At 73.9% G+C, this 24,844-nt stretch carries 13 protein-coding genes; 8 read left to right on the top strand and 5 right to left on the bottom strand.

Annotated features, from left to right (window positions below):
• Window positions 1-136 precede the first annotated feature (136 nt).
• Window positions 137-1,861, bottom strand: a complete 1,725-nt coding sequence (locus tag AC3CHW_RS22385; protein ID WP_459250211.1) for a serine/threonine-protein kinase — start codon at window positions 1,859-1,861, stop codon at window positions 137-139.
• 607 nt (window positions 1,862-2,468) lie between these two features.
• On the opposite strand from AC3CHW_RS22385, the gene AC3CHW_RS22380 reads away from it, so the two are divergent.
• From AC3CHW_RS22380 to AC3CHW_RS22355, 6 genes are all read left to right on the top strand, one after another.
• Window positions 2,469-6,506 carry an FtsK/SpoIIIE domain-containing protein gene (locus AC3CHW_RS22380; RefSeq protein ID WP_488467646.1) on the top strand — a complete coding sequence of 1,346 codons (4,038 nt, stop codon included), beginning with the start codon at window positions 2,469-2,471 and terminating at the stop codon, window positions 6,504-6,506.
• 675 nt (window positions 6,507-7,181) lie between these two features.
• The gene (locus tag AC3CHW_RS22375) at window positions 7,182-8,618 is read left to right on the top strand and encodes an ABC transporter substrate-binding protein (protein ID WP_398610810.1); all 1,437 of its coding nucleotides are present in this window, start codon (window positions 7,182-7,184) and stop codon (window positions 8,616-8,618) included.
• Between the two features lie 21 nt (window positions 8,619-8,639).
• Window positions 8,640-10,121 carry a carbohydrate ABC transporter permease gene (locus AC3CHW_RS22370; RefSeq protein ID WP_459250214.1) on the top strand — a complete coding sequence of 494 codons (1,482 nt, stop codon included), beginning with the start codon at window positions 8,640-8,642 and terminating at the stop codon, window positions 10,119-10,121.
• Window positions 10,118-10,999: a carbohydrate ABC transporter permease gene (locus AC3CHW_RS22365; RefSeq protein WP_398610812.1), complete on the top strand. Its 882-nt coding sequence runs from the start codon at window positions 10,118-10,120 to the stop codon at window positions 10,997-10,999. The genes AC3CHW_RS22370 and AC3CHW_RS22365 overlap by 4 nt, the downstream gene beginning before the upstream one ends.
• Window positions 11,000-11,133: 134 nt before the next feature.
• Window positions 11,134-11,631, top strand: coding sequence for an FBP domain-containing protein (locus AC3CHW_RS22360; protein ID WP_398610813.1), 498 nt, complete (start codon window positions 11,134-11,136; stop codon window positions 11,629-11,631).
• Between the two features lie 99 nt (window positions 11,632-11,730).
• Entirely contained in the window at window positions 11,731-12,636 is a 906-nt protein-coding gene (locus AC3CHW_RS22355) for a sigma-70 family RNA polymerase sigma factor (protein WP_488467645.1), read from the top strand.
• Between the two features lie 140 nt (window positions 12,637-12,776).
• On the opposite strand, the gene AC3CHW_RS22350 is transcribed toward AC3CHW_RS22355, so the two are convergent.
• Window positions 12,777-17,849, bottom strand: a complete 5,073-nt coding sequence (locus AC3CHW_RS22350; protein WP_488467644.1) for an NAD-glutamate dehydrogenase — start codon at window positions 17,847-17,849, stop codon at window positions 12,777-12,779.
• Between the two features lie 491 nt (window positions 17,850-18,340).
• Here AC3CHW_RS22350 and AC3CHW_RS22345 point away from each other — a divergent pair, with 491 nt between their 5' ends.
• Window positions 18,341-18,907: a DJ-1/PfpI family protein gene (locus AC3CHW_RS22345; RefSeq protein WP_488467643.1), complete on the top strand. Its 567-nt coding sequence runs from the start codon at window positions 18,341-18,343 to the stop codon at window positions 18,905-18,907.
• Window positions 18,908-18,975: 68 nt separating this feature from the next.
• Here the strand turns inward: AC3CHW_RS22345 and AC3CHW_RS22340 are convergent, their stop codons facing one another.
• The gene (locus tag AC3CHW_RS22340; RefSeq protein WP_488467642.1) at window positions 18,976-19,638 is read right to left on the bottom strand and encodes an HAD family hydrolase; all 663 of its coding nucleotides are present in this window, start codon (window positions 19,636-19,638) and stop codon (window positions 18,976-18,978) included.
• Window positions 19,639-19,793: 155 nt separating this feature from the next.
• Window positions 19,794-20,300 (bottom strand): DUF6912 family protein, encoded by a 507-nt coding sequence (locus AC3CHW_RS22335; protein WP_398610834.1) that lies wholly within the window; start codon window positions 20,298-20,300, stop codon window positions 19,794-19,796.
• A 309-nt stretch (window positions 20,301-20,609) separates the two neighbouring features.
• Here AC3CHW_RS22335 and AC3CHW_RS22330 point away from each other — a divergent pair, with 309 nt between their 5' ends.
• On the top strand, window positions 20,610-21,284 hold the full coding sequence (locus AC3CHW_RS22330) for an Rv3235 family protein (protein WP_488467641.1): 675 nt from the start codon (window positions 20,610-20,612) through the stop codon (window positions 21,282-21,284).
• A 302-nt stretch (window positions 21,285-21,586) separates the two neighbouring features.
• Here the strand turns inward: AC3CHW_RS22330 and secA are convergent, their stop codons facing one another.
• A complete protein-coding gene (gene secA, locus AC3CHW_RS22325) occupies window positions 21,587-24,442 on the bottom strand; it encodes a preprotein translocase subunit SecA (protein ID WP_488467640.1) in 2,856 nt (951 codons plus the stop codon).
• Window positions 24,443-24,844 lie beyond the last annotated feature (402 nt).

The raw sequence follows: 24,844 nt of genomic DNA, 5'->3' as shown, positions 1-24,844 counted from the left end.
TACACCGTTGGGGTGTCGACAAATCGCCACAGTCAGCGCGGGGTTTGGTATACGCGCCCCGCGGCCCCGCGCGCGCCTCGCCCCCGACCGGCTCGGGGGCCGGGGAGGCGAGGCGGGCGGAGCGGCACGGCGGCGGTCAGCTCGGCCCGCCGAGGTCGGAGATCCAGTTCTTGACCTCCGTGACCCAGTCCTTGGTCGCCTGCCAGAAGCTCTTCCCGTCCGCGACCCAGTCCTGCAACGGCGTCAGCTCCCAGACCAGCCAGGCGCCGACGAACAGGATGATGATCACGAACAGGCAGCCCTTGAGGCAGCCGAGACCCGGAATCCGCATCGCGTTGGCGCCGCGCTGGCGCGGCTCGCGGCGCGCCGGCGCCGCGGGCTCGGGGGCCGGCGGCGGGGGCGCGTACCGCTGCGGCTGGGGCTGCTGCTGCCGCCGGCGCGGCTGTTGCGGCTGCGGGTGCTGTGGCTGCTGCGGCGGCGCGTACGGGGCGGGGGCCGGGCCGCGCTGCTGCTGTTGCGGCGGGTAGGGCTGCTGGCCGTACGGCTGCTGCGGGGGCTGCTGCCGCTGCGGGGGCTGCGGCGGGCCGGGGCGGCGCTGGGGGCGGCGGCGCAGCGGGTCCTGACTCGGGTCGAGGTACTGGACCTGGGTCTGGTCGTTGCGGTCGCGGGCCGCGCGCATCTGGTTCTGCCAGGGGTGGTCCCCGTCGGGCTGGCCCGGCTGCCCGCCAGGACCTGGCGGCACCGGCGGCATGGCCCGGGTGGCGCCGTCGGCGCCGGCCGGGCCGGAACCCGCGGGCAGCACCTGGGTCGGGTCGGCGTTCGGGCCCGGGGCGCCGGTGTGGGGCAGCACGCTGGTCGGGGCGGCCGGGTCGTAGCCGCCCGCGCCCGCCGACAGGACCTGGGTGGCGTTGTCGCCGCCGCCGGTGTCCGGGACCTGGGCCGGGCTCGGGTCGGGGGCGAGCAGCGCGGCGACGCCGAGCGCGGCCTCGGCCTGCGTGGGCGAGGCGTGCACACCGACGCCGGCGGCGACGGTGCGCAGCGCGCGGGCCAGGCTCTCCGCGCCGGGTCGCTCCTCCGGCCGCTTGCGCAGGCAGCGCTCTATGCAGATCCACAGCGGCTCGGGCACGGTCGACGGCCGGCGCGGCTCCTCGCTCAGGTGCCGGTGCAGCACCTCGAGCGCCGTGTTGCCGGCGAACGGGGGTCGGCCGGTGACCAGTTCGTACAGCAGGATGCCGGCGCCGTAGATGTCCACGGCGGAGGTCTGCGGCCGGCCCTCGGCGGACTCGGGCGCCACGTACGAGGGGGTGCCGACGAACTCGTGGGTGCGGGTCAGGCCCGGGGAGTCGGCGAGGCGCGCGATGCCGAAGTCGGTGAGCATCGGGTGCATCTGCTCGCCGTCCGGGCCCGTGGCGACCAGCACGTTGGCGGGCTTGAGGTCGCGGTGCACGACGCCGTCGGCGTGGCTGGCGGCGAGCGCGTCGGCGATCTGCGCGGTGAGCAGGGCCGCGGCCACGGGCGTGAACGGCCCGTTGGTCTGCAGGTACTTGTGCAGGTCCGGGCCCTCGACCAGGTCCATCACCAGGGCGAGCAGGTCCCCCTCGACGACCAGGTCGCGGGTGCGGACGATGTTCGGGTGGGTGAGCCGCAGCAGCACCGAGCGCTCGCGCAGGAAGCGCATGACGATCTCGGGGTCGTGCGCCAGCTCCTCCTTGAGGACCTTGATCGCAACCGTCTCGCCGGGCTGCCCGGCCACGGCGGCCTCGGCGCCCGCCGCCTCGCGCTGGCGGGCCCGCCAGACGGTGCCAGTGGCTCCGCGCCCGAGCGGCTCCTCTAGCAGGTACTTGCTGCCTACCGGCCGCACGTCATGCGCTCCCTGATCGTGGTCAACCTGATCGTGGTCTGTGTCCCAGCTCCGTGGCCCTGTGCTCGGCCGCCCGCCCACTCTAGTGCCGCGTCGGCGACCGCTGAGGAGCCGCAGGCCGCACCCTGGCACGCGGGGCTCCGAGGGAAGACGCGGGAAGTGGCCGGATGGTTGCCATCCGGACGACCCGCCGCGCGGCGACCGACCCCCGGTGAACGGGGCGACCCGCGCCTGCCCGGCGCTCCCGGGCCGGCCGAGAACGGCGTGATCTGGCCAGCTAGCGCCGGTGGTCTCCGAGGCCCCGGCGGCCCGGCGGCCGGCGCGCGTCGGGTGGTCCGGGCGGTCGCCACCGGCCCTGTGTGGCGGCCGGGCCGGTCGCCGGGCCGTTCGTACGCGGATGGTTTTGGCCAACCCGGGGGCAGAACAAGATCGCGTAGCGGCGGTCGCCAGGCGCGTTGTCAGTCGTGGATGCGAGGATGCACGCAGCACATGGGGGGCGGGAGGAGGGGCCCGTGATGTGTGTCCTGTACGTGCTGACGCGCCTGGGGGCGGTGGGGGGAGCAGCTTCCCCGCCGAGCATCCGGGGCAGAAGGGACCGCTGGCGGCGATGCAGATCCGGTTGACCGTCCTCGGGCCGCGCAGCGGCCTCCCCGGCCACCAGGCGCACGCCTGCGACGTCCTCGTCACGGCCCCCGTCGGCACCGCGTTGGCCTCGGTGACCAGCGGTCTCGCGGCGGCGGTCGCGGCGGCCGGCGCCGACGTGGGCAGTGGCACGGTGGCGGTGTACGCGGGGGCCGAGCGGCTCGACGCGCGGCGCTGCGTGCTCGGCGAGCCACCGCTCGTGGACGGCGCGGTGCTCGCCCTCCAGGCCCCGGCCGCCCCCGAGGAACAGCCGCACCCCTACCCCGCCCTGTGCTCCGCCGCGCCCGCCCGGCTGCACGTGGTCGCGGGCCCGGACGCGGGCGGTGTGCACCTGTTGCACGGCGGGCAGGCGCGGATAGGCCGCTCCAGCGACGCCGACGTGCCGCTGGACGACCCGGACGTCTCCCGCGCGCACTGCGCGGTCTCCGTCTCCGACGACGGCCGGGTGACGGTGGTCGACCTCGGCTCGACGAACGGCACCCACCTCGACGGCATGCCCGTCGGCAACCAGCCGGCCCCGCTGCCCCCCGGCGCGCTGCTGCGCATCGGCGAGTCCGCGCTGCGGCTGCACGCCCCGCCGCCCGGGCTCGCGCCGCACGGCGAGCCGGCCGGCGCCGGCCGGCCGGGCACCGGACAGGCCGCCGGTCAGTACGCGGCGCAGGCGCCCGCCGGCGCCGCGGGCCAGCCCGCCGGCTGGGGCGCCGGCCCCGCGCCGCTGGCCACCCACCCGGACGGCGAGGGCCACCTGCGGGTCGCGCCGGGCGGCCGGACCCCCGCCGAGCCGACGGCCGGCGCGCCCGCGGCCCACCCCGGAGCGGGCCCGCACGCCGCGGCGGGCACCCCATCGCCGACACCGGACGGCGGGGCGGCCGACGCGCCCGGCGCGTACGGGTACGACGGGTACGGCGGTCCTGGACAGCAGCCCGGCGAGCGGAGCGCCGCGGCGGCGCCCGCCCCGAACCGGGCGTACGACGCGGCTGCGGCCGGCGCGGAGGCCGAGGCCGGTCGCGGCGCGGCGCCGACGGCGGACCCGAGGGGCCTGCCCGGCGGCGCGGGTCCCACCGGGTACGCGATCGGCGCGGGTGGCCCGGTGCGTCCCGCGCCCGGCGACCCCGGCGCCACCCGCCGGATGACGCGCCCGGGCGCCCACCCCGCCGACGGCCCCGGCCGCTGGCCGGGCCCCGAGCCCACCGACGGCCATGACGTACCGACGCACACCGGCGACCTGCACGCCCCGCGCACCGAGCGCCGGCGCACGGGCCTGGGGGCGTGGGCGCGGCGGCTCGCCGGCGGTGGCCGGGTCGTCGAGCGCGCGGAGTCCGGGGACGGCTGGGGCGCGGACCCGGCCGAGGTCGTGCGGGAGGCCGTCGCGGCGGCCGAGGCGCTCGACCAGCGCTGGCCCGACCCGTCCGCCGTGCTGCTGACCGCGCTCGGCCCCGACGTACGGCTGTGGGAGCGCACGCCGTGCCATCCGGACGCGCTCGTGGTCCGGCTCGGCACGGCGGACCAGCCGCTCGCGGGCGCGCCGGGCGGCCCCACCGTGTTCGCGCCCGTCGCGGTGAGCCTGCGGGAGGCCGGGGCGGTGGGCCTGGCCGGGCCGCGCGCCCGGCTGGCCGGCCTGGCCCGCTCGGTGATCGCGCAGTTGGCCGCCGCGCACCCGCCCACCGCCCTGGAGATCGTGCTGATCAGCGCCGACCGCCAGCGGCCCGTCGAGGAGCGGCTCGCCGACTGGTCGTGGCTCGGCTGGCTGCCCCAGGTGCGCCCGGCGCACGGCCAGGACTGCCGGCTGCTGCTCGCCTTCGACCGGGACCAGGCCGCGGCCCGGGTGGGCGAGTTGGTGCGGCGCCTGGACGACGGCCCGCTCGGCCCCGGCTGGATCACCGCGTCGCCCTCGGCCGTGACCGCCGCTGCCAAGCGGCACACCGGGCCGCACACGGTGGTCATCGTGGACGGCGAGCCCGGCCAGCGGTCGGTGCGCGAGCGGGTGGCCCGCCTCGCGGCGGGCGGCCCCGCCGCCGGCGTCCACCTGCTGTGCCTGGCCGAGGCGCCGCCCGCGGCGACGGGCGCGCCGCTGTCGGCGAGCTACGAGGCGGCGCGCTCGGCCTCGTCGCTCATCGCCGAGTGTGGCGTCGTCGCGCTGCTCAGCGGCGACGTCGCGACCGAGCTGAAGGTGCTGCACCGGGGCTGGGACGGCGACCCGGGGCGGGCGCACGCCCCGAGCCCGCCGCCGCTCGCGCCCCGGCCCGGGGTGCCCAGCAGCGACTGGTTCGCGGCGCACGGCCTGCCCGCGCAGTCCGCCCTCGCCAGCGGCGGCCAGGGCGGCCAGGGGGGCCAGAGCGGTCAGGGTGGCCAGGGCGGTCACAGCGGCCAGCGACCGGCGGCAGCCGCCGAGTACGCGGGCGGCGAGTTCGGCGGCGGCGCGGGCACCACCGGCCCCACGGGCCTCGCCACCCCGCGCGCCACGCCGACCACCGGGCCGGGCGCGCCGAACTCGGGCGGCGGCGGGACGAGCCCCGACGGCGCCACCGACGCCGGCTCGACCGCGCCCGACGCGACCGGCGTGGTCCGGACGGCCACGGTGGACGCGGTCTCGCTGGCGTGGGCCGAGCGGTTCGCGCGTGCGCTGGCGCCACTGCGGCCCGTCGACGCCGCGGCCGGCGGCCTCGGCGGCCCGGCCCGGGCGAGCGCGCCACTGCCCGACAGCACCCGACTCCTTGACGAACTCGGCCTCGCGCGGGCCACGCCGGCGTCCCTGATGGCGCGCTGGGCCGCCGCGGCCGACGAGGTCGCGCTCGGCGGCCGGACGCTGGCGGTGCTCGGCGCCGGCCCGCGCGGGCCGCTCGCCATCGACCTCGCGGCCGACGGTCCGCACCTGCTCATCGACGGCGCCCCCGGCACCGGCAAGACCGAACTGCTGCGCTCGATCGCCGCCTCGCTGGCCGCCGCCGAGCGCCCGGACCGCATGTCGCTGGTGCTCGTGGACGGCGGCGGCGTGGAGCGCGGCGAGGGGCTGCGGCCGTGTACGGAGCTGCCGCACGTCTCGACGTACCTGGCCGCCTCCGACCCGGTGCGGATGCGCGAGTTCGCGCAGGCGCTCAGCTCCGAACTCAAGCGCCGGGCCGAGCTGCTCGGCCGCGGCGATTTCCTGTCCTGGCACGCGGAGAACGCCGCCGCGCCCCAGCTCATCACGGACCGCGGACCGGTGGACGCGCCGGGGCCGGCCGCGGCCGGCCCCGGCGCGTTCGGCGAGCCCGAGCAGCCCGGTCAGGCCGACCCCGCCGGCCAGCCGGGCCAGCCCGACGGCCGCTGGGGGACGGGGTACGCGCCGGACGGCGGCCTGGAGAGCCCGGCCAGCGGCACGCTCAAGCTCCGCACCCAGCCCGTCGACGGCGGCCAGGTCGGCGCCGGCGTGGCCGCGAGCGCGGGCCCGTCCGTCGGCGGTGAGCAGCCGGCGGACCCGTACGAGCCCGGCGCGATGCCCCGGCTCGTGGTGCTCGTGGACGACTTCGACGCGCTGGTGGCCCCCGCGCTGGGCAGTACGGGCCGGCCGTCGGCCGGGTCGGTGGTGCGCGCGCTGGAGGCCGTGGCCCGGGACGGCGCGCGCCTCGGCGTGCACCTGATCGCCGCGTCGGGCCGGCCGGACCGCACGGCGGACACGGTCGCGGTCGAGCGCGCGGGCCTTCGGGTGCTGTTGGAGCAGCCGTCGGGCAGCGTCCGCAACGCCGTGGAGGGCCTGCCGAACCCCGGCCGGGGCCGGCTCAAGCGGCCCGACGACGGTGGCGCGACCCCCTTCCAGGCGGGCCGCGTCACCGGCCGCATCCCCCGCACGGCGACGGCCAGGCCCACCGTGGTCCCGCTGGACTGGGAGCGGATGGGCGACCCGCCGACCCGCCGGCCGCTGCGCGAACTCGGCAACGGCCCGACCGACCTGGCCCTGCTGGCCAGCGCCTTGCAGCGGGCGGCCCAGTCCACCGGCGCGCCCCCGGCCCCGCCCCTGATCTGAGCCCGACGCCCGCCCCTCGGCCCACGGCCTACGGCCCACGCCGGGCGGGGCGAGCGTGCGCGCGGACCCTGGCCTGCCGGCCCCGGCTCGGCGTGGGCGCCCGGCTCGGCGTGCGTGGCCCGGTTCGGCGTGGGTGCCCTCCCCAGCTCGGCGAGCGGGGCCCGGTTCGGCGTACGCGACCGGCCCGGCGTACGCGACCGGCCCGGCGTGCGTGGCCCGGCCCGGCGTACGCGCCTGGGCGGGTGCGCCGGCGCGTGGGAGCCGGCCGCGCGCCCGGCCCAGCAACCAGTCAACCAACCCCCATACGCCGAGTGACGAGTCCGGCCGCCGCGCCCCGGGAGGAGCGGGCCGCGGCGGGCCGGGGGCGGGACCGGCGCGGGTCGCGTGGGCCCCTCGTCTCACCCGCGCACCAGTGGTTCTCCAGGGCCCCTCCAGCGGCAGGCGGCACGCCAACTCCGCTGGTCAGCACGGGATATGGGCTTAACGGGCACGGCGGGCATCGAAGATCACGGCACCATCACGATCAGCCGTCCGACGCCGATGCACGTATTGCGGCCGGCGGTAACACGGCGTAGGACTGTCGACACCGGGCACGGCCGGAGAAGCGGAGCGTGTCGACGTACGACGGCCGTCCGCGGGGGCCGAGCACACCGGGGGCACGGGAGGGACGGCGAAATGCGGCTCACACGCCATGCACCACGACACCAGGGGCGCACGGCAGTCGACGACGAACGCGCGGCGCACGCCACGGCGCGCGGCGCCGGTCGGCGACGGGCGGGGCGCGGCGCGCTGGCGCTGACCACCACGCTCGCGGTGATCACCACCCTGCTCGGGGTCGCCGGCTGCGGCGCCGAGGACGAGGACAGCACGAGCACCGCCCCGATCCCCCAAACGGTGCGACTCCCCCGCCTCGACGGGCAGAAGCTCCAGGTCACCGCCGTGTGGACGGGCACCGAGCAGGAGAACTTCAGCAAAGTGCTGGCGGAGTTCGAGCGGCGCACCGGCGCCGAGGTCTCCTTCGTACCCAGCGGCGACGACATGTCCGCCTACGTCGGCTCGAAGGTCGCGGGCGGCCAGCCGCCCGACATCGCGATGCTGCAACAGGTGGGCGTGCTGCGCGAGTTCGCCGCCAAGAAGTGGATCAAGCCGATCGGCGAGGCCGGCCAGGCCCAACTGCGGAAGAACTTCGCGCGCGGCTGGCAGGACCTCGGCTCGTACGAGGGGACGCCGTACGGGGTCTACTTCAAGGCCAGCAACAAGTCCCTCATCTGGTACAACACCCGCGCCTTCGACTACGCGGGGGCCAAGGAGCCCGGCACCTGGAAGGAGCTGATCGAGCAGGCGCGCCTGGTGTCGGACTCGGGCGTGCAGCCGGTGTCGGTCGGCGGCGCGGACGGCTGGACGCTCACGGACTGGTTCGAGAACATCTACCTCTCGCAGGCCGGCCCCGAGATGTACGACAAGCTGTCCACACACGAGATCAAGTGGACCGACCCGTCCGTCACCCGGGCGCTGACGACGCTGGCCGAGCTCTTCGGCGACGAGGACCTGCTGACCGACGGCAAGGAGGGCGCGCTGCGCACGGAGTTCCCGCAGTCGGTGGCCAAGACGTTCGCGGGCGGTGAGCCGCAGGCGGCGATGGTCTTCGAGGCGGACTTCGTCGCCGCCAACGTCGCGGACGCGGGCGCGGAGCTGGGCACGGACGCGAAGGTCTTCCCGTTCCCGGCCGTCGGGGACAAGGCCCCGGTGGTCACCGGCGGCGACGTCGCCGTGGCGCTCAAGGACACCAAGGCGGCGCAGGCCCTGCTGACCTTCCTGGCCTCGCCGGACGCCGCCGCGGTCTGGGCCCGCGAGGGCGGCCTGATCTCCGCCAACACCAAGCTCGACCTGGCTACCTACCCCAACCCCGAACTGCGCGGCATCGCCGAGGCGCTGATCAAGGCGGGCAACGACTTCCGCTTCGACATGTCCGACCAGGCGCCCGCGTCGTTCGGCGGCAAGCCCGCGCAGGGCGAATGGAAGGCGCTCCAGGACTTCCTCAAGAACCCGAAGAACATCTCGGGCATACAACGCCAGTTGGAGAAGGACGCCGCCAAGGCGTTCTCGGACTGATCCGGCCGAGGGACCCACACCATGCCGACCCCGCCAGCGGGCGGCGCAGCCCAGCCGGGCCCGCGCCGCTCGTCCACCCCGAAGACCCCCGCGGACGCCGCGGGAACGACGCCGGGCGCCGCCGCGCCCGCCCCGGACCCGACCGCCCCCGACCCCGCCGCCGCGCGCGGGAACGGCAAGCCCGCGCCGCGCGGCGGCGTCAGGCGAGCCGCGCGGCGCGGCGTGGCCGGCAGCAACCCGTGGCTGGCGGCGCTGTTCCTGCTGCCCGCGCTGGTGCTGCTGGGCGCGCTCGTCGTCTACCCGATCGTCTACTCGCTGCGCCGCAGCTTCTTCGACGCGGCGGACAAGGACTTCGTCGGCCTGGACAACTTCCGGGAGATGTTCACCGACGACGCGATCCAGCAGGCCGTCACCAACAACGTGATCTGGATCGTGGTCGCGCCGCTGGTGGCGACCGCGCTCGGGCTGATCTTCGCCGTGCTGACCGAGCGCATCCGCTGGGGCACCGCCTTCAAGCTGCTGGTCTTCATGCCGATGGCGATCTCGATGCTCGCGGCGGGCATCATCTTCCGGCTGGTGTACGAGCAGGACCCGGACCGGGGCGTGGCCAACGCGCTGTGGGTCAGCGTGCACGACACCTTCTCGGAGCCGGCCCCCTTCGAGCGGGCCAACCCCGGCCGGCAGTCGCCGCTGACCGAGGCGTCCGACGGCACGATCAGCGACCCGAGGACGCTGCGCGCCGGCAGCCCGGTCCACATCCCGCTGGTCGGCATCCCGCGCGACCAGGTGGACGGCGCGCAGGAGGCGGCGCGCGCCGAGCGGACCTCCGGCAAGGTCACCGGCACCGTGTGGCGCGACTTCACGCGCGGCGGCAAGGGCACCGCGAACGAGATCGACGCGGGCGAGGAGGGCCTGGCCGGCATCAAGGTGCAGGCGGTCAAGGACGGCTCGGTGGTGGCCAGTGCGACGACCCGCGGGGACGGCACGTTCGAGCTGTCCGCGGCGGCCGACGGGGCGACACTGCGGCTGCCCGGCTCCAACTTCCAGGCCCCGTACAACGGCGTGGACTGGCTCGGCCCCACGCTCGTGACCCCGGCGATCATCGGCTCGTACGTGTGGATGTGGGCCGGCTTCGCGATGGTGCTGATCGCCGCCGGCCTGGCCGGGCTGCCGCGTGAGCTGCTGGAGGCCGCGCGGATGGACGGCGCGAACGAGTGGCAGGTCTTCCGGCGGATCACGGTGCCGATGCTGGCGCCGGTGCTCGGGGTCGTCCTCGTCACGCTGATGATCAACGTGTTGAAGATCTTCGACCTCGTCTACATCATCGCGCCGGGCGCCAGCCAGGACGAGGCCAACGTGCTGGCGCTCCAGCTCTACAAGTCCTCCTTCGGCACCGACGTCAACCAGGGCGTCGGCAGCGCCATCGCCATCTTCCTGCTGTTGCTGGTGCTGCCGCTGATGTACGTCAATGTCCGCCGCATCCGAAGGGAGCGCCGTCGATGACCAGTACGGAAACCGTCGTACGGGCCAAGCAGTCGCTCGCCACCCGCGTCGCGGCCCGGGCCGGGGGCGCGGGGATGCGGTTCTTCCTCGTCGTCGTCGGGCTGCTGTGGCTCACGCCCACCGCCGGGCTGTTGCTGTCCTCGCTGCGCGACCCGGCGGAGGCGGACCTGACCGGCTGGTGGAAGGTCTTCACCGACCCCTCGCAGCTCACCCTGGACGGCTACGACCAGCTCCTGCACAACGAGGTGGTCACCGACTCGCTGCTGACCACCGCGCTGATCACCATCCCGGCCACCGCCCTGGTGGTGCTCATCGGCGCGCTGGCCGGTTACGCCTTCGCGTGCATGGACTTCCCCGGCCGCGACTGGTGGTTCCTGCTGGTGGTGGGGCTGCTGGTGGTGCCGGTGCAGGTGGCGCTGATCCCGGTGTCCAAGCTGTTCGGCGAGATCGGCATCTTCCAGACCACCACCGGCGTGGTGCTCTTCCACACCGCCTTCGGGCTGCCGTTCGCGGTCTTCCTGCTGCACAACTTCTTCGCGGAGATCCCCCGCGAACTGCTTGAGGCGGCCCGCCTGGACGGCGCGGGCGAGCTGCGGCTGTTCTTCCGCGTGGTGCTGCCGCTGGCGGGCCCGGCCATCGCGTCGCTGGCCATCTTCCAGTTCCTGTGGGTGTGGAACGACATGCTGGTGGCCCTGATCTTCGCCGACAGCGGCGACCCGCCCATCACGGTCGCCCTCCAGCAGCAGGCCCGCCAGTTCAGCAACAACCTGGACGTGCTCGGGCCCGGCGCCTTCATCTCGATGGTCGTTCCGCTGGCCGTGTTCTTCGCCTTCCAGCGACAGTTCGTCTCGGGCGTCATGGCGGGGGCGGTGAAGTAGCCCTCAGCGAGCGGTCCCCGGCGCCCCCGCGTGGCGCGAGCCGGCCCCGGGCGGGAGCGCCCGGGGCCGGCTCGCGCCTGGTCAGGGCGTAAATGGTGCGACAGTCCGGCTCGGCCGCTGTTAGCTTCGCGTACATGCTTGCGGTCGGTGAAAAAGAAATTCGAGCCTCCTTCGTCAACTGTTCCAAGGGAGAGGCCAGCCGGCTGAACCTGCCCCGGAACCTGGCCGAGCAGCCCTGGGACGACCTGGACTTCCTGGGCTGGCGCGATCCGGGCGCACCGGACCGCAGCTACCTGGTCATGCCGTACCAGGGCCAGCTCACCGGGGTCACGCTGCGGGTCCCGCAGGGCCCGCGGAAGAGCCTGACCAAGACCAACCTCTGCACCCTGTGCCTGACCTCGCACCCCGGCTCCGGGGTCACCCTGCTGGCCGCACGCAAGGCCGGCGCGGCCGGGCGGCAGGGCAACACGGTGGGCGCGTACATCTGCGGCGACCTGGCCTGCTCGCTGTACGTACGGGGCAAGAAGAAGCTGGAGCTCGCCCAGCGCTTCGAGGAGTCGCTCACCCTTCAGGAGCAGATCGACCGCCTGGTCGGCAACACCGAGGCGTTCCTGGCCCAGGTCTTCAGCTAGGCGTGGCGCCCCGCGCCGGCGGTCGCGGGCGCTCCCTGTCACACTCGCCGCGCCCCCTCCGTCATACCCCTGACGGAACGCGACGGGAGAATGTGACCGATGGACGAACGTGAACGCCTGGCGCGGCGCTTCGAGGCCGAGCGGCCCCGGCTGCGGGCGGTGGCCTACCGGATGCTGGGCTCGCTCAGCGAGTCGGACGACGCCGTGCAGGAGACCTGGCTGCGGCTCCAGCGGTCCGGGGCGGACGGGGTGGACAACCTCGGCGGCTGGCTGACGACCGTGGTGGCCCGGGTCTGCCTCGACATGCTGCGGACCCGCACGGCGCGGCGCGAACAGCCGCTGGAGGGGCAGCCCGCCCCCGATCCGGTGGTGGACGGCGCGGAAGGCGTCGACCCGGAGCACGAGGCGCTGCTCGCGGACGCGGTGGGGCTCGCGCTGCTCGTCGTCCTGGACACGCTGGCCCCGGCCGAGCGGCTGGCGTTCGTGCTGCACGACATGTTCGGGGTGCCGTTCGACGAGATCGCGCCGCTGGTGGAGCGCACGCCGGCGGCGGCGCGGCAGCTCGCGAGCCGGGCCCGGCGCCGGGTGCGCGGCAGCGACCTCGCGCCCGAACCGGACCTGACCCGGCAGCGCACGGTCGTGGACGCCTTCCTCGCCGCGTCGCGCGGCGGCGAGTTCGACGCGCTGGTCGCGCTGCTCGCGCCGGACATCGTGCTCCGCGTCGACCTCGGCGCCACGGCCGGCGTCCGCGAGGTGCACGGCGCGGCGGCGGTCGCCGGGCAGGCCCTCACGTTCGCGCGCGCGGCGGGGGACGCCGTGCCGGTGCTGGTCAACGGCCTGGCGGGGACGGTCTCGCTGGTCGACGGCGTGCCGCGCTCGCTGCTCAGCTTCACCGTCCGGGACGGCCTGGTACGCCGCATCGACATCCTCGCGGACCCGGCCCGCCTCCAGCACCTCGACGTGGCGGCGCTCCGCGTCGACCGGCCCAGGGCGCCGGGGGCGTAGCGCCGGCGTACGGGCCCGCGGGCGCGGGCGGACGCGCCGAGGGGCGGTACGGGAATCCCGTACCGCCCCTCGGTCACCGCTTGCCGTAGCGCCTGACTGCCTACCGCCTACCGCCTACTGCCGACCGCCTACCGGCAGTCTCAGCCGTGCGAGCGCAGCAGCGTGCGCATGGTCCGCATGGCCACCGACAGGTTGGCCAGGTCGAACGCGTCCGACCCGTGGATCTCCTCCAGGGTGCTGCGCGCCCGGCCGAGCAGCGCCGCGTTCTTCTCCTCCCACGCCTTGAACCGCTGCTCCGGCGTGGAGTTGCCGTCGCCCACCGAGAGGATGTCGGAGGTGAGCGCGGCGTGCGCCGCGTACAGGTCCTCGCGGATGGAGGCGCGGGCCATGGACTGCCAGCGGTCGGCCCGCGGCAGCTCGATGATCCGGTCCATGAGCTGGGTGATCCGCAGCCGGTCCCCGAGGTCGTAGTAGACCTCCGCGACGGCCAGCGGGTCCTTGCCGGTGCGGTCCGCGATGGCGACGATGTCCAGCGTCGGGAAGGCGGACGAGAAGCTCGCCACCCGCGACGCCAGCTCCTCCGGCACGCCCGCCTGGATGAGTTCCTCGTTGATGCCCTGGTACCACTCCAGGTCGGCGCCGCGCAGCAGCTTCGGCAGGGCGGCCCACACGGTGGCCACCCGCTCGCTGAAGAAGGCGATGGTCTCGGCCAGCTCCAGCGGCTGCGGCCGGTTGTTGAGCAGCCAGCGGGTGCCGCGCTCGACCAGCCGGCGCGAGTGCAGCCGGATGCGGGTCTGCACGTCGGCCGCGACCACGTTGTCCAGCGCCTCGACCTCGTCCCACACCCCGGCGAGCCCGAAGATCTCCCGGCCCGCGGTCTGCGCGCGGACGACTTCCTCGGTGGAGGCGCCGGTCTCCTCGCGCATCCGGTGCAGGAAGGTCGAGCCACCCGTGTTGACCGTGTCGTTGACCAGCACGGTCGTGATGATCTCGCGGCGCAGCGCGTGCGCGTCGATCTGCTCGGCGAAGCGCTCGCGCAGCGGCTGCGGGAAGTAGGCGTGCAGCAGCCGTTGCAGGTAGGGGTCGTCCGGCAGGCCGGTGGAGACCAGCTCGTCGGCCACCGTGATCTTGATGTACGCGAGGATCACGGCCAGCTCGGGCTGGGTCAGGCCGCGCGAGGAGGCCAGCCGCTCGCGGATCTGCCGGTCGGTCGGCAGGAACTCGAGCTGCCGGTCGAGCTGACCCTCACGGCCGAGCCGGCGCATGAAACGCTGGTGGGCGTGGAGCAGGCTGGGCGCCTGGGCGACGGCGTTGGCCAGCGCGGTGTTCTGCGCGTAGTTGTTCCGCAGTACCAGGGTGCCGACCTCGTCGGTCATCTCGGCGAGCAGCTTGTTGCGCTGCTTGACGGTCAGGTCGCCGTCGGCCACCACCGAGTTGAGCAGGATCTTGATGTTGACCTCGTGGTCCGAGGTGTCCACGCCGGCGCTGTTGTCGATCGCGTCGGTGTTGATCCGGCCGCCGGTGGCCTGGCCGTCGGCGTCGCGGGGCCCGCCGACGCTGGCGAACTCGATCCGGCCGAGCTGGGTCAGGCCCAGGTTGCCGCCCTCGCCGACGACCTTGACCCGCAGGTCCTGGCCGTCCACCCGGATCGCGTCGTTGGCCTTGTCGCCCACGTCCGCGTGCGTTTCGAGCGAGGACTTCACGTACGTGCCGATGCCGCCGTTCCACAGCAGGTCGACGGGGGCCTGCAGGATCGCCTTCATCAGCTCGGCCGGGGTCAGCTTGGTGACGCCGGCCGCGATGCCGAGGGCCGCCCGCACCTGGGCGTTGATCGGGATCGACTTGGCGCTGCGCGGGTGGATGCCGCCGCCCGTGGACAGCAGCGAGCTGTCGTAGTCGGCCCACGAGGAGCGCGGCAGCTCGAACAGGCGGCGGCGCTCGGCGTAGGAGACGGCCGCGTCCGGGTTCGGGTCGAGGAAGATGTGCCGGTGGTCGAAGGCGGCCACCAACCTGATGTGCTCGCTGAGCAGCATGCCGTTGCCGAAGACGTCGCCGGACATGTCACCGACGCCGACGACGGTGAAGTCCTCGGTCTGGGTGTCGTGGCCCAGCTCCCGGAAGTGCCGCTTGACCGACTCCCAGGCGCCGCGCGCGGTGATGCCCATGCCCTTGTGGTCGTAGCCGGCCGAGCCGCCGGAGGCGAAGGCGTCGCCGAGCCAGAAGCCGTAGTCGACGGCGACCTCGTTGGCGATGTCGGAGAACGTCGCGGTGCCCTTGTCGGCGGCGACCACCAGGTACGTGTCGTCCTCGTCGTGCCGTACGACGCCCTCGGGGTGCACGACCTGCCCGCCGACCAGGTTGTCGGTGATGTCGAGCAGCCCGGAGATGAAGATCTTGTAGCAGGCGATGCCCTCGGCCAGCCACGCGTCGCGGTCCACCGACGGATCGGGCAGCCGCTTGCCGACGAAGCCGCCCTTGGCGCCGACCGGCACGATGACGGTGTTCTTCACCATCTGCGCCTTGACCAGGCCGAGGATCTCCGTACGGAAGTCCTCACGCCGGTCGGACCAGCGCAGCCCGCCGCGCGCGACCTTGCCGAACCGCAGGTGGACGCCCTCGACGCGGGGCGAGTACACCCAGACCTCGTAGGCCGGGCGCGGCGCGGGCAGGTCGGGGATGGCCTGCGGGTCGAGCTTGATGGACAGGTAGCTGTGCGGCTCGCCCGAGGTGGTCTTCTGGAAGTGGTTGGTCCGCAGCGTCGCCTTGATGAGGGTGAGGAAGGCGCGCAGGATGCGGTCCTCGTCCAGGCTGGCGACCAGGTCGAGCGCGGCGTCCAGCTCCTCGAGCAGCGCGTCGGTCAGCTCCAGGCCGGCCCGCTGCCGGTGCGGGGCCATCCGGGCCTCGAAGAGGTTCACCAGGAGCCGGGTGGTGTGCACGTTGTTGCGGAGGGTGTCCTCCATGTACGACTGGCTGAAGGTGGAGCCGGCCTGCCGCAGGTACTTGGCGTAGGCGCGCAGCACCATCGCCTGCCGCCAGTCGAGCCCGGCGCTGAGCACCAGCTCGTTGAAGTTGTCGTTCTCGGCCTGGCCGGTCCACACGGCGGCGAAGGCGTTCTGGAAGCGCTCGCGCGCGTCGTCGCCCTCGACCCGGTCGGGCATCCGCAGCCCGAAGTCGTAGATCCAGGCGGTGGACCCGTCGGAACTGCGCAGCTCGTACGGGCGCTCGTCGACGACCTCGACGCCGAGGCGCTGGAGGACGGGCAGCACGGCCGACAGGGAGACCTGGCCGCCGCTGCGGTAGATCTTGAACCGGCGCTCGCCGGGGCCGGCGCCGACCGGCTCGTAGAGGCTGAGCGCGAACTCGCGCTCGCCGCCGGGCGCGGTCAGCCGCTCCAGGTGCTGGAGGTCGGAGACGGCGGCGCGCGGGGTGTGGTCGGCCTTGTAGCCCTCGGGGAAGGCGTTGGCGTAGCGGCGCAGGAGTTCGGCGGCGTGCTCCTCGCCGACCTCGGCGCTCAGCGCCTCGGCGAAGCCGTCGGCCCACGAGCGGGCGGCCTCCACGAGCCGGGCCTCGATGCGGTCGGCGTCGGCGTCGGTCAGGTCGGCCAGCGTGGCGCCGGGCGCGACGCGGATGACGAAGTGCAGCCGGGAGAGGATCGACTCGGTGTTCCAGGCCGTGAAGTCGACGCTGGTGCCGCCCAGCTCCTCCTTGAGGATGTCGATCAACCGCAGCCGCACGCCGGTGGTGTAGCGGTCGCGCGGCAGGTAGACCAGGGCCGAGTAGTAGCGGCCGTACTCGTCCTGGCGCAGGAACAGCCGCAGCCGACGCCGCTCCTGCAGGTAGAGGACCGAGGTGGTGATGGAGCGGAGCTGGTCGACCGGGGTCTGGAACAGCTCGTCGCGCGGGTAGGTCTCCAGGATCTGGAGCAGGTCGCGGCCGTCGTGGCTCTGCGGCGTGAAGCCCGCGGTGGACAGCACCTCGGCGACCTTGCGCCGGATGACCGGCACCCGGCGCACCGACTCGGTGTACGCGGCCGACGAGAACAGGCCGAGGAAGCGGCGCTCACCGACCACGTTGCCGTCCGCGTCGAACTTCTTGACGCCGACGTAGTCGAGGTAGGAGGGCCGGTGCACGGTGGCGCGGCTGTTGGCCTTGGTGAGGATGAGCAGCTTGTGCTCGCGGGCCTTGGCGCGGGCGTCGGCCGGCAGCCGGTTGAAGGAGGGCGAGCCGGGGCGGCCGTCGCCGGGCGCGGCGTGGTTGCCGTCCGCGGCGTGCGTGGGGTCGGAGCGCAGGATGCCGAGGCCGGTGCCGGGGACGGCGGTGAGGACGTCCTCCTCGACGCCCTCGTCGCCGGGCGCGGCCGTCAGCTCGTACTCGCGGTAGCCCAGGAACGTGAAGTGGTCGGCGGCCAGCCAGCGCAGCAGCTCCTGCGCCTCCTCCACCTCCTGCTCGCGCAGGTCGCTCGCGGTGGGCTCGTCCGGCAGCTCGTCGGCGATGCGCAGCGCGGAGTCGCGCATCTTCGTCCAGTCCTCGACGGCCTCGCGCACGTCGGACAGGACGCGCCGCAGGTCGGCGGTCATCTGCTTGAGGTCGCCGCGGTCGGTCTCGCGGTCGATCTCGACGTGAATCCACGACTCGGTGACCGCGTCGTGCGGCAGGTCGCCCGGGGGCAGCGTCATGGTGGCGGCGGCCAGGCCGGCGGCCGTCCCACCGACCACGTCGGGCCCGGTGGCCAGCGTGATGCCGGGGGCCTCGCGCTGCGAGCCGAGCACCTCGAGGAGCTTGCCGGTCACATCGCGGCGCACCACGATCTGCGGGTGGATGACGACGTGGATGCCGCGTCCCTGACGGGACAGCTCGTTGGTGACGGAGTCGACCAGGAACGGCATGTCGTCCGTGACGACCTCCACCACGGAGTGGCTGCACGTCCAGCCGTTCTCCTCGACGGTGGGCGTGTGCACGCGCACGTTCGCGGTGCCCTGCGGGCGCGCCTGCGCCAGCCGGTAGTGGGAGAGCGCCGCACCGAAGACGTCGACCGGGTCCCGGCCGCTGAGGTCCTCGGGCGCCGTATGCAGGTAGTAGCGCTGGAGGTACGCGCGAAGGGTCTCCGGATCGAGCCCTCGCTCCGGTTGCTGTGTATGGGCAGGGCTCTGCTCAGCGACCCGGGCGGCCCGTTCGAGCAGCTCGGCCTTGGCTTCGTCCAGCTTGGTCTGCATTTCCTCTGCTCCTGTCGCGCGCCGTTGCGTGACATCGATGTGCGGTGGCATGACGTCGAGACGCGGGATCGCCGGTCACTGTCGACGTTATGCGGGAATGAGCGACAGCCGGGTCGGTCTTGACCAAATGTGGCCAACAACCCTGCGGAAGGGAATCAGCGGCGGCCCGGGCACTATGGTGCTCCGGGCGCTGGGGTCCCGCCTGACGAAGGCCAGGTGAGGGGGCAGCTCCGCCCCCGTGGGGTATCGCGCTGATCACGCCGTAAGGCTATCGCTCCCGACCCGCTCGCCGTCATCGGCCGGGTATGTACAAATCTGGGCCCCGGACTTTGACGAATCGGACCAAGGTGCGTCGCGCGCGGCAGGAAGTCGCCGAGCGGGCCCGGAGGGGTTGGCAAACGGCGCGCGGCGATGCACGGTGAACAAAGCGGACAGTTCGGAGCTAGCGCCGCCCGGGCCAGCCCCGTCGGCGCACCGCGGAGGTGGGCGGCATGACGGCGAGGATCCTCATCGTGACGGGCGACGCGGCGGAGTCCCTGGAGGTGCTCTACCCCTACCAGCGGCTGCGCGAGGAGGGCTACGAGGTGCACGTCGCGGCGCCGGCCCGCAAGACGCTGCGCTTCGTCGTCCACGACTTCGAGGACGGCTTCGACACCTACACCGAGAAGCCCGGCTACACCTGGCCCGCCGACCTCGCCTTCACCGAGGTGGAACCGGGCGAGTACGCCGCCCTGGTGATCCCGGGCGGCCGGGCGCCGGAGTACCTGCGCAACGACGGCGAGCTGCGGAAGGTGGTCAAGGCGTTCTTCGACGCGGACAAGCCCGTGGCCCAGATCTGCCACGGCCCGCAGCTGACCGCCGCCACCGACAGCCTGCGCGGCCGTCGGGTCACCGCCTACCCGGCCCTCGAACTCGACATGCAGGCGGCGGGGGCCGTCTTCCAGGACGCCGAGGTCGTCGTGGACGGGACGCTGGTGTCCGCGCGCGGCTGGTCGGACCACCCGGCGTGGATGCGCGCGTTCCTGACGGTGCTTCGGGACAAGGCCCCGGTGAGCTGACGGCGCGCGGGCCGCGGGCACCGCGCGGCGGGCGCGGTGCCGCGGCGCGGGCGGCGGGCGGGACGTCATCAGGCCGTCAACACCTCGGCCAGCTCGATGGCCTCGGCCAACGTGTCGGCGATGGGCACCCCGGCCGCCGCGAGGCTGGCCCGACTGTGCGAGCCGCCGGAGTAGAGCACGGCGTGCGCCCCCGCCTGCCGCGCGGCCAGGGCGTCGTCGAGCGCGTCGCCGATCACCACGGTCCGGCCCGCCCGCACCCCGTCGAGCTGCGCGAGGTGGCGCACCATGTCCTCCGTCTTGCCGCCCCCGGACGGTCCCGTACGCCCCTGCACGCGGACGAAGCGCGACTCGATGCCGAAGCGGCGCACCAGGGGCACCAGGTTGTCGTGCTCGTACAGGGAGAGCAGGGACTGGGTGCGCCCCGTCGTCTGCCAGCGTTCGAGCAGCGCCTCCGCGCCGGCGGCGAGCTGGCAGGCGGCCCGCCGCACCGCGTACTGGCGCTGGAACGCCACGTCCATCTGCGCCCACTCCTCCGGCGTCGGCAGCCGGCCCATGAGGCGCTCGTAGAAGTGCGGGATGGGGACGCAGTACAGCTCGCGATAGCGCTCAAGGGTGATGGGGTCGAGGCCGATCTCGGCGAACGCGGCGTTGGTGGCCGCGATGACGGCGTCGATGTCGTGGAAGAGGGTGCCGTTCCAGTCCCAGATGATGTGCGTCTCGCGCTTACCCATGCCTTCGAAGGTACCCGGCACCTCTGACAGCCGGTCCACGCGTTCGGCAACTCCCGACGAACCGCCGGTGGGGGCCCGCGACGGGCGCCTCCGGGCGGCCGGGCGGGCGGGCCAGGGGGCCGGGAACCGAGGGTCCCGGGCCCCGGGCCCCGGGCTCAGTCGATGAGGTTGGGGATCTCCTGGGTCGCGTACCACAGCAGCTCGTGGTCCTCGGCCCCGTCCACCGTGAACTGGGCGTCGTCGTCGCCCTGGTCGGCCGCGCCGAGCGCGGCGGCGGCGGCGCTCACGTCCGCCTCCGCGTCCGGCCCGTCCACGTGCACCGCGGCGGCCTTGCTCAGCGGGATGGCGGTGGCGACGCGCACCTCGCCGAGGGCCGACTGGTCGAGCCCACGGTCCGGGTCGGCGACGGCCTGGCCGTCCGCCACGTCCACCGCCACGACCACGCGGCGGCGAGGCGCCGATGGGTTGCCGGCCAGCCGGCGCAGCGAGGCCGCCGCGGCCCGGTTGAGCGCCGCGTACTCCAGCTCCTCGATGTCGTCCGAGACGTACCACTCGCGCAGCGCCGGCGTCACCGCGTAGGCGTCCAGCGGGGCCGGGCCCAGCTCGCCCGCCGTGAGCGCCTCGGCGAGGCCGGGGAGGGTCAGGGGGACGTACACGCGCATGTTCGCCGCTTTCGTCAAGACATGTCCGTCACGGCACGCGGAGCCGTGCCGCCCGCAAGCATAAGCGCGCCGGTCCCCCTTCGGAGGAGGGGCTACGGCCCGTGCCGTACCGTGTGCACCACGTCGCCCCGGGCGCAAGAGCTATCCCGCTCCCCTTCTCGTATTTCACCCAGATAGGTGGTCACGCACAGCGAGGTTCCCACCCCCGCTTCGGCGTTGCCCGCACGCGCGCCCCGCCGGTAGAAGTCACGCAACGAAAGCTACTGCCCGGTATCAAGGCCGGGCCGGGACGACGGGGGCGCGTGACGGATGGAGCGACGGAGCACCGGGGCAGCCACACGAGGGACCACGAGCGCCACGACGCGCGCCCGCCCCACGCCACCTCGTACGGAACCGGCCACCCCGCCACGCGGCAGGACGACGGCCGACGGCACGCCGGGGACGCTGGGGCCCGGGGCCGCGATCGGCGCCGGCGCCGGCCTCGACGGGCACCGGGTGCCGCGGCAGTACAGCGGCCCACCGCGCCGGCGCGACCAGCGGCGCCCCGGCGGCGCGGACCTCGCCGCCCGGCACCGCGCCCGCGAGCGGCTGCCCCGCTACTGGTTCGCCAACCGGCTGCTGCTGACCCTCAGCGGTCAGCGCCCGGTGCACTGGATGCTCGGCCATACCCAGGGCGCCGCCTACGACCAGTTGACCCGGCTCGCCCCGCACCCGAGCCTCTGTCCGCCCAGGGCCACAAGGGCCACGGCCCGCGCCGCGGCCCGCACGCACCCGGCCGGGCCGGGCCCGCGGGTGTGGCCGCCGGTCGTGCGGCACTGCGACGAGTTCCGCCCCGAGCCGTGGGTCATCGAGGCGTTCGCCCGCATCGCGGCCGGCGATCGTCTGCGAGCGCTGGCCTTCCGGCTTGAGGAGGGCGCCGACGGCCGCTGGCGCTGCGCCGCGATCGACCTCGGCCACCCACCGGGCCACCCTGGGCCGCCGTGACCGACGCGCCAGGCCACCGGCAGGACAGCGGCGCCGACACGGTCCCGACGACGCGGGGCGGCGCGGGGCAGGCGAACCGCGACCAACCACCTGGGGCCCAGCACGGCCGACGCACCGCGGCGGGACGACCCAGCAGGGGCGGCGCAGCGGAGGCGGCCCAGCAAGGGCGGCCCAGACCGCCGGCCCAGCGCGCCCGGACCAGCGGCGCCCGGCCCGTGGAGCCGGACGCGCCGCGGGCCCGGCATCGCGACGATGCCGGGCCCGCGCTCCGGAGCGGCTGTCGCCGCCCCGGCTGTGACGTCCTACTTCTTGCGGCGACGGCCGCCCTTCTGCGCCTTGCGACGCTCGGCGCGGGTCTGGCCGCCCGCGGCGGGCACCGTCGCGGAGCCGCTGTCGCCGTCCCCGGTCGCGGTGGCGAAGTCGCCCTCGACCACGCCGCCCTCGCCGTCCACGGTGGGCGCCGAGAAGTGCAGCCGGTCCGGGCGCTGCGGCGCGTCCAGGCCCTTGGCGTGGATCTCCGGCCGGCCCGCGCCGGCGGCGACGGGCTCGCGCTCGCCCTTCTCGAGCGAGGGCGCCGCGTCCTGCACCGGCACCTCCTCGACCTGCTGCTCGACCTGGACCTCCAGGTTGAACAGGTAGCCGACGGACTCCTCCTTGATGCCCTCCATCATGGCGGTGAACATGTCGAAGCCCTCGCGCTGGTACTCGACCAGGGGGTCCTTCTGGGCCATCGCGCGCAGCCCGATGCCCTCCTGGAGGTAGTCCATCTCGTAGAGGTGCTCGCGCCACTTGCGGTCCAGCACCGAGAGCACCACGCGACGCTCCAGCTCACGCATGATCTCCGAGCCGAGCTGCTCCTCGCGCGCCGCGTACTGCGCGTGGATGTCTTCCTTGATCGCGTCGGTGATGAACTCCGCGGTGAGCCCGGCGCGGTCGCCGCCGACCTCGTCCTCAAGCTGCTCGATGGTCACCTGCACCGGGTAGAGCTGCTTGAACGCGCTCCACAGTCGGTCCAGGTCCCACTCCTCGGCGAACCCCTCCACGGTCTCGGCCTGTACGTAGGCGTCGATCGTGTCGTCCATGAAGTGGCGCACCTGCTCGTGCAGGTCCTCGCCCTTCAGGACGCGGCGGCGCTCGCCGTAGATGACCTCGCGCTGCCGGTTGAGCACCTCGTCGTACTTGAGGACGTTCTTACGCGTCTCGAAGTTCTGCTGCTCGACCTGCGACTGGGCGGAGGCGATGGCGCGGGTGACCATCTTGTTCTCGATCGGCACGTCGTCGGGCACGTTGGCCATCGACATCACGCGCTCGACCATCTGGGCCTTGAACAGGCGCATCAGGTCGTCGCCGAGCGAGAGGTAGAAGCGGGACTCGCCCGGGTCGCCCTGGCGGCCGGAACGACCGCGGAGCTGGTTGTCGATACGCCGCGACTCGTGCCGCTCGGTGCCCAGGACGTAGAGCCCGCCGAGATCCTTGACCTCCTCGTGCTCCGCCTTGACCGCGGCCTTCGCCCGCTCCAGGGCGGCGGGCAGCGCGGCGGCCCACTCCTCGACGTGCTCGACCGGGTCCAGGCCCTTGGCGCGCAGCTCGGTCTCGGCCAGGTCGTCCGGGTTGCCGCCGAGCTGGATGTCCGTACCACGGCCGGCCATGTTGGTCGCCACCGTGACCGCGCCCTTGCGGCCGGCCTGCGCGACGATCGTCGCCTCTCGGTCGTGCTGCTTGGCGTTGAGCACCTCGTGCCGCACGCCGCGCTTGTTCAACTGCTGCGAGAGGTACTCGGACTTCTCCACCGAGGTCGTACCGACCAGGACCGGCTGGCCCTTCTCGTACTTCTCGACGATGTCCTCGACCACCGCGGCGAACTTCGCGGGCTCGGTGCGGTAGATCAGGTCGGGCTGGTCGATGCGGACCATCGGCCGGTTGGTCGGGATGGGGACCACGCCGAGCTTGTAGATCTGGTGGAACTCGGCCGCCTCGGTCATGGCCGTACCGGTCATGCCCGAGAGGGTGCCGTAGAGGCGGAAGAAGTTCTGCAGGGTGATCGTGGCGAGCGTCTGGTTCTCGTCCTTGATGTCCACCCCTTCCTTCGCCTCGATCGCCTGGTGCATGCCCTCGTTGTAGCGGCGGCCGGCGAGGATACGGCCGGTGTGCTCGTCGACGATCATGACCTCGCCGTCGATGACGACGTAGTCCTTGTCCTTCTTGAACAGTTCTTTCGCCTTGATGGCGTTGTTCAGATAACCGACGAGCGGGGTGTTGACCGACTCGTAGAGGTTGTCGATCCCGAGCCAGTTCTCGACCTTGGTGACGCCGGACTCGTGGATGCCGACGGTCCGCTTCTTCTCGTCGACCTCGTAGTCCCCGGTCTCCTGCTGCGGGTTGCCGTTCTCGTCCCGCTTCAGCGGGTTGGCGGGCTCGCCGCGGGTCAGCCGCTTCACCAGCTTGGCGAAGTCGCCGTACCACTTGGTGGCCTGGTCGGCGGGGCCGGAGATGATCAACGGCGTACGGGCCTCGTCCACGAGGATGGAGTCGACCTCGTCCACGATCGCGAAGTTGTGTCCGCGCTGTACGAGTTCTTCCTGCGACCACGCCATGTTGTCGCGCAGGTAGTCGAAGCCGAACTCGTTGTTGGTGCCGTACGTGATGTCGCAGTTGTACTGTTCGCGCCGCTGGGCGGGCGTCATGTTGGCGAGGATGCAGCCGACGGACAGGCCGAGGAACTTGTGGACCCGGCCCATCATCTCGGAGTCACGCTCGGCCAGGTAGTCGTTGACCGTGATCAGGTGCACGCCCTTGCCCGACAACCCGTTGAGGTACGCCGGCAGCGTGCCGACGAGGGTCTTGCCCTCACCGGTCTTCATCTCGGCGACGTAGCCCAGGTGCAGCGCGGCGCCACCCATGATCTGTACGTCGTAGTGGCGCTGGCCGAGGACGCGCTTGGCAGCCTCACGGACCGTAGCGAACGCCTCGGGCAGGAGGTCATCGAGACTCTCGCCGTCCGCGTACCGCTCCTTGTACTCGTCCGTGAGAGCGCGCAGCTCTGCGTCGGAGAGGTTCAGGAAGTCCTCTTCGATGGAGTTGACCTGGCCCGCGATGCGGTGCAGCTTGCGCAGGATCTTGCCTTCGCCTGCACGCATGAGCTTGTTGAGGACGGACACGTAGGCTGGCTCCTTGCCGGTCGGACCTGGCACGGTTCGGGTGCGCTAGCGCGGCATTATCGGGGGCCACGGGGCCTGCCGCAACGGCCATCGTAAGTCAGGACCAGCCTGCCCCGGGAGGTCCGTCGGCACGAAGGCTCGCTATCGCCCTCAGTTCCCAACGCGTGAACCCCGCCGAAGGTGCCTGGAGACCCCCCGGAAGGGCGGGGTCACCGCCGCCTCTCCAGCCCCACGAGACACCGCCGGTCCCGTTCCCCACCGCGCCACCCCCACGCGGCCCTTACGCATCGTGACCGCGCGAACCGCCACCGCCGTCCCACGCCTCGCCCCCTTCGCGCGCGACAGGTCCACGTCATCCGTACGGGAGGCGGCACCGCACCCTTCGTACGGGGAGCGGCGCTC

The sequence above is a fragment of the Streptomyces sp. MGP-BFMKR1 genome (assembly GCF_057766585.1).
Note: the sequence above shows the minus strand (reverse complement) of the source record. Positions and strands in the feature narration are given on the sequence as shown.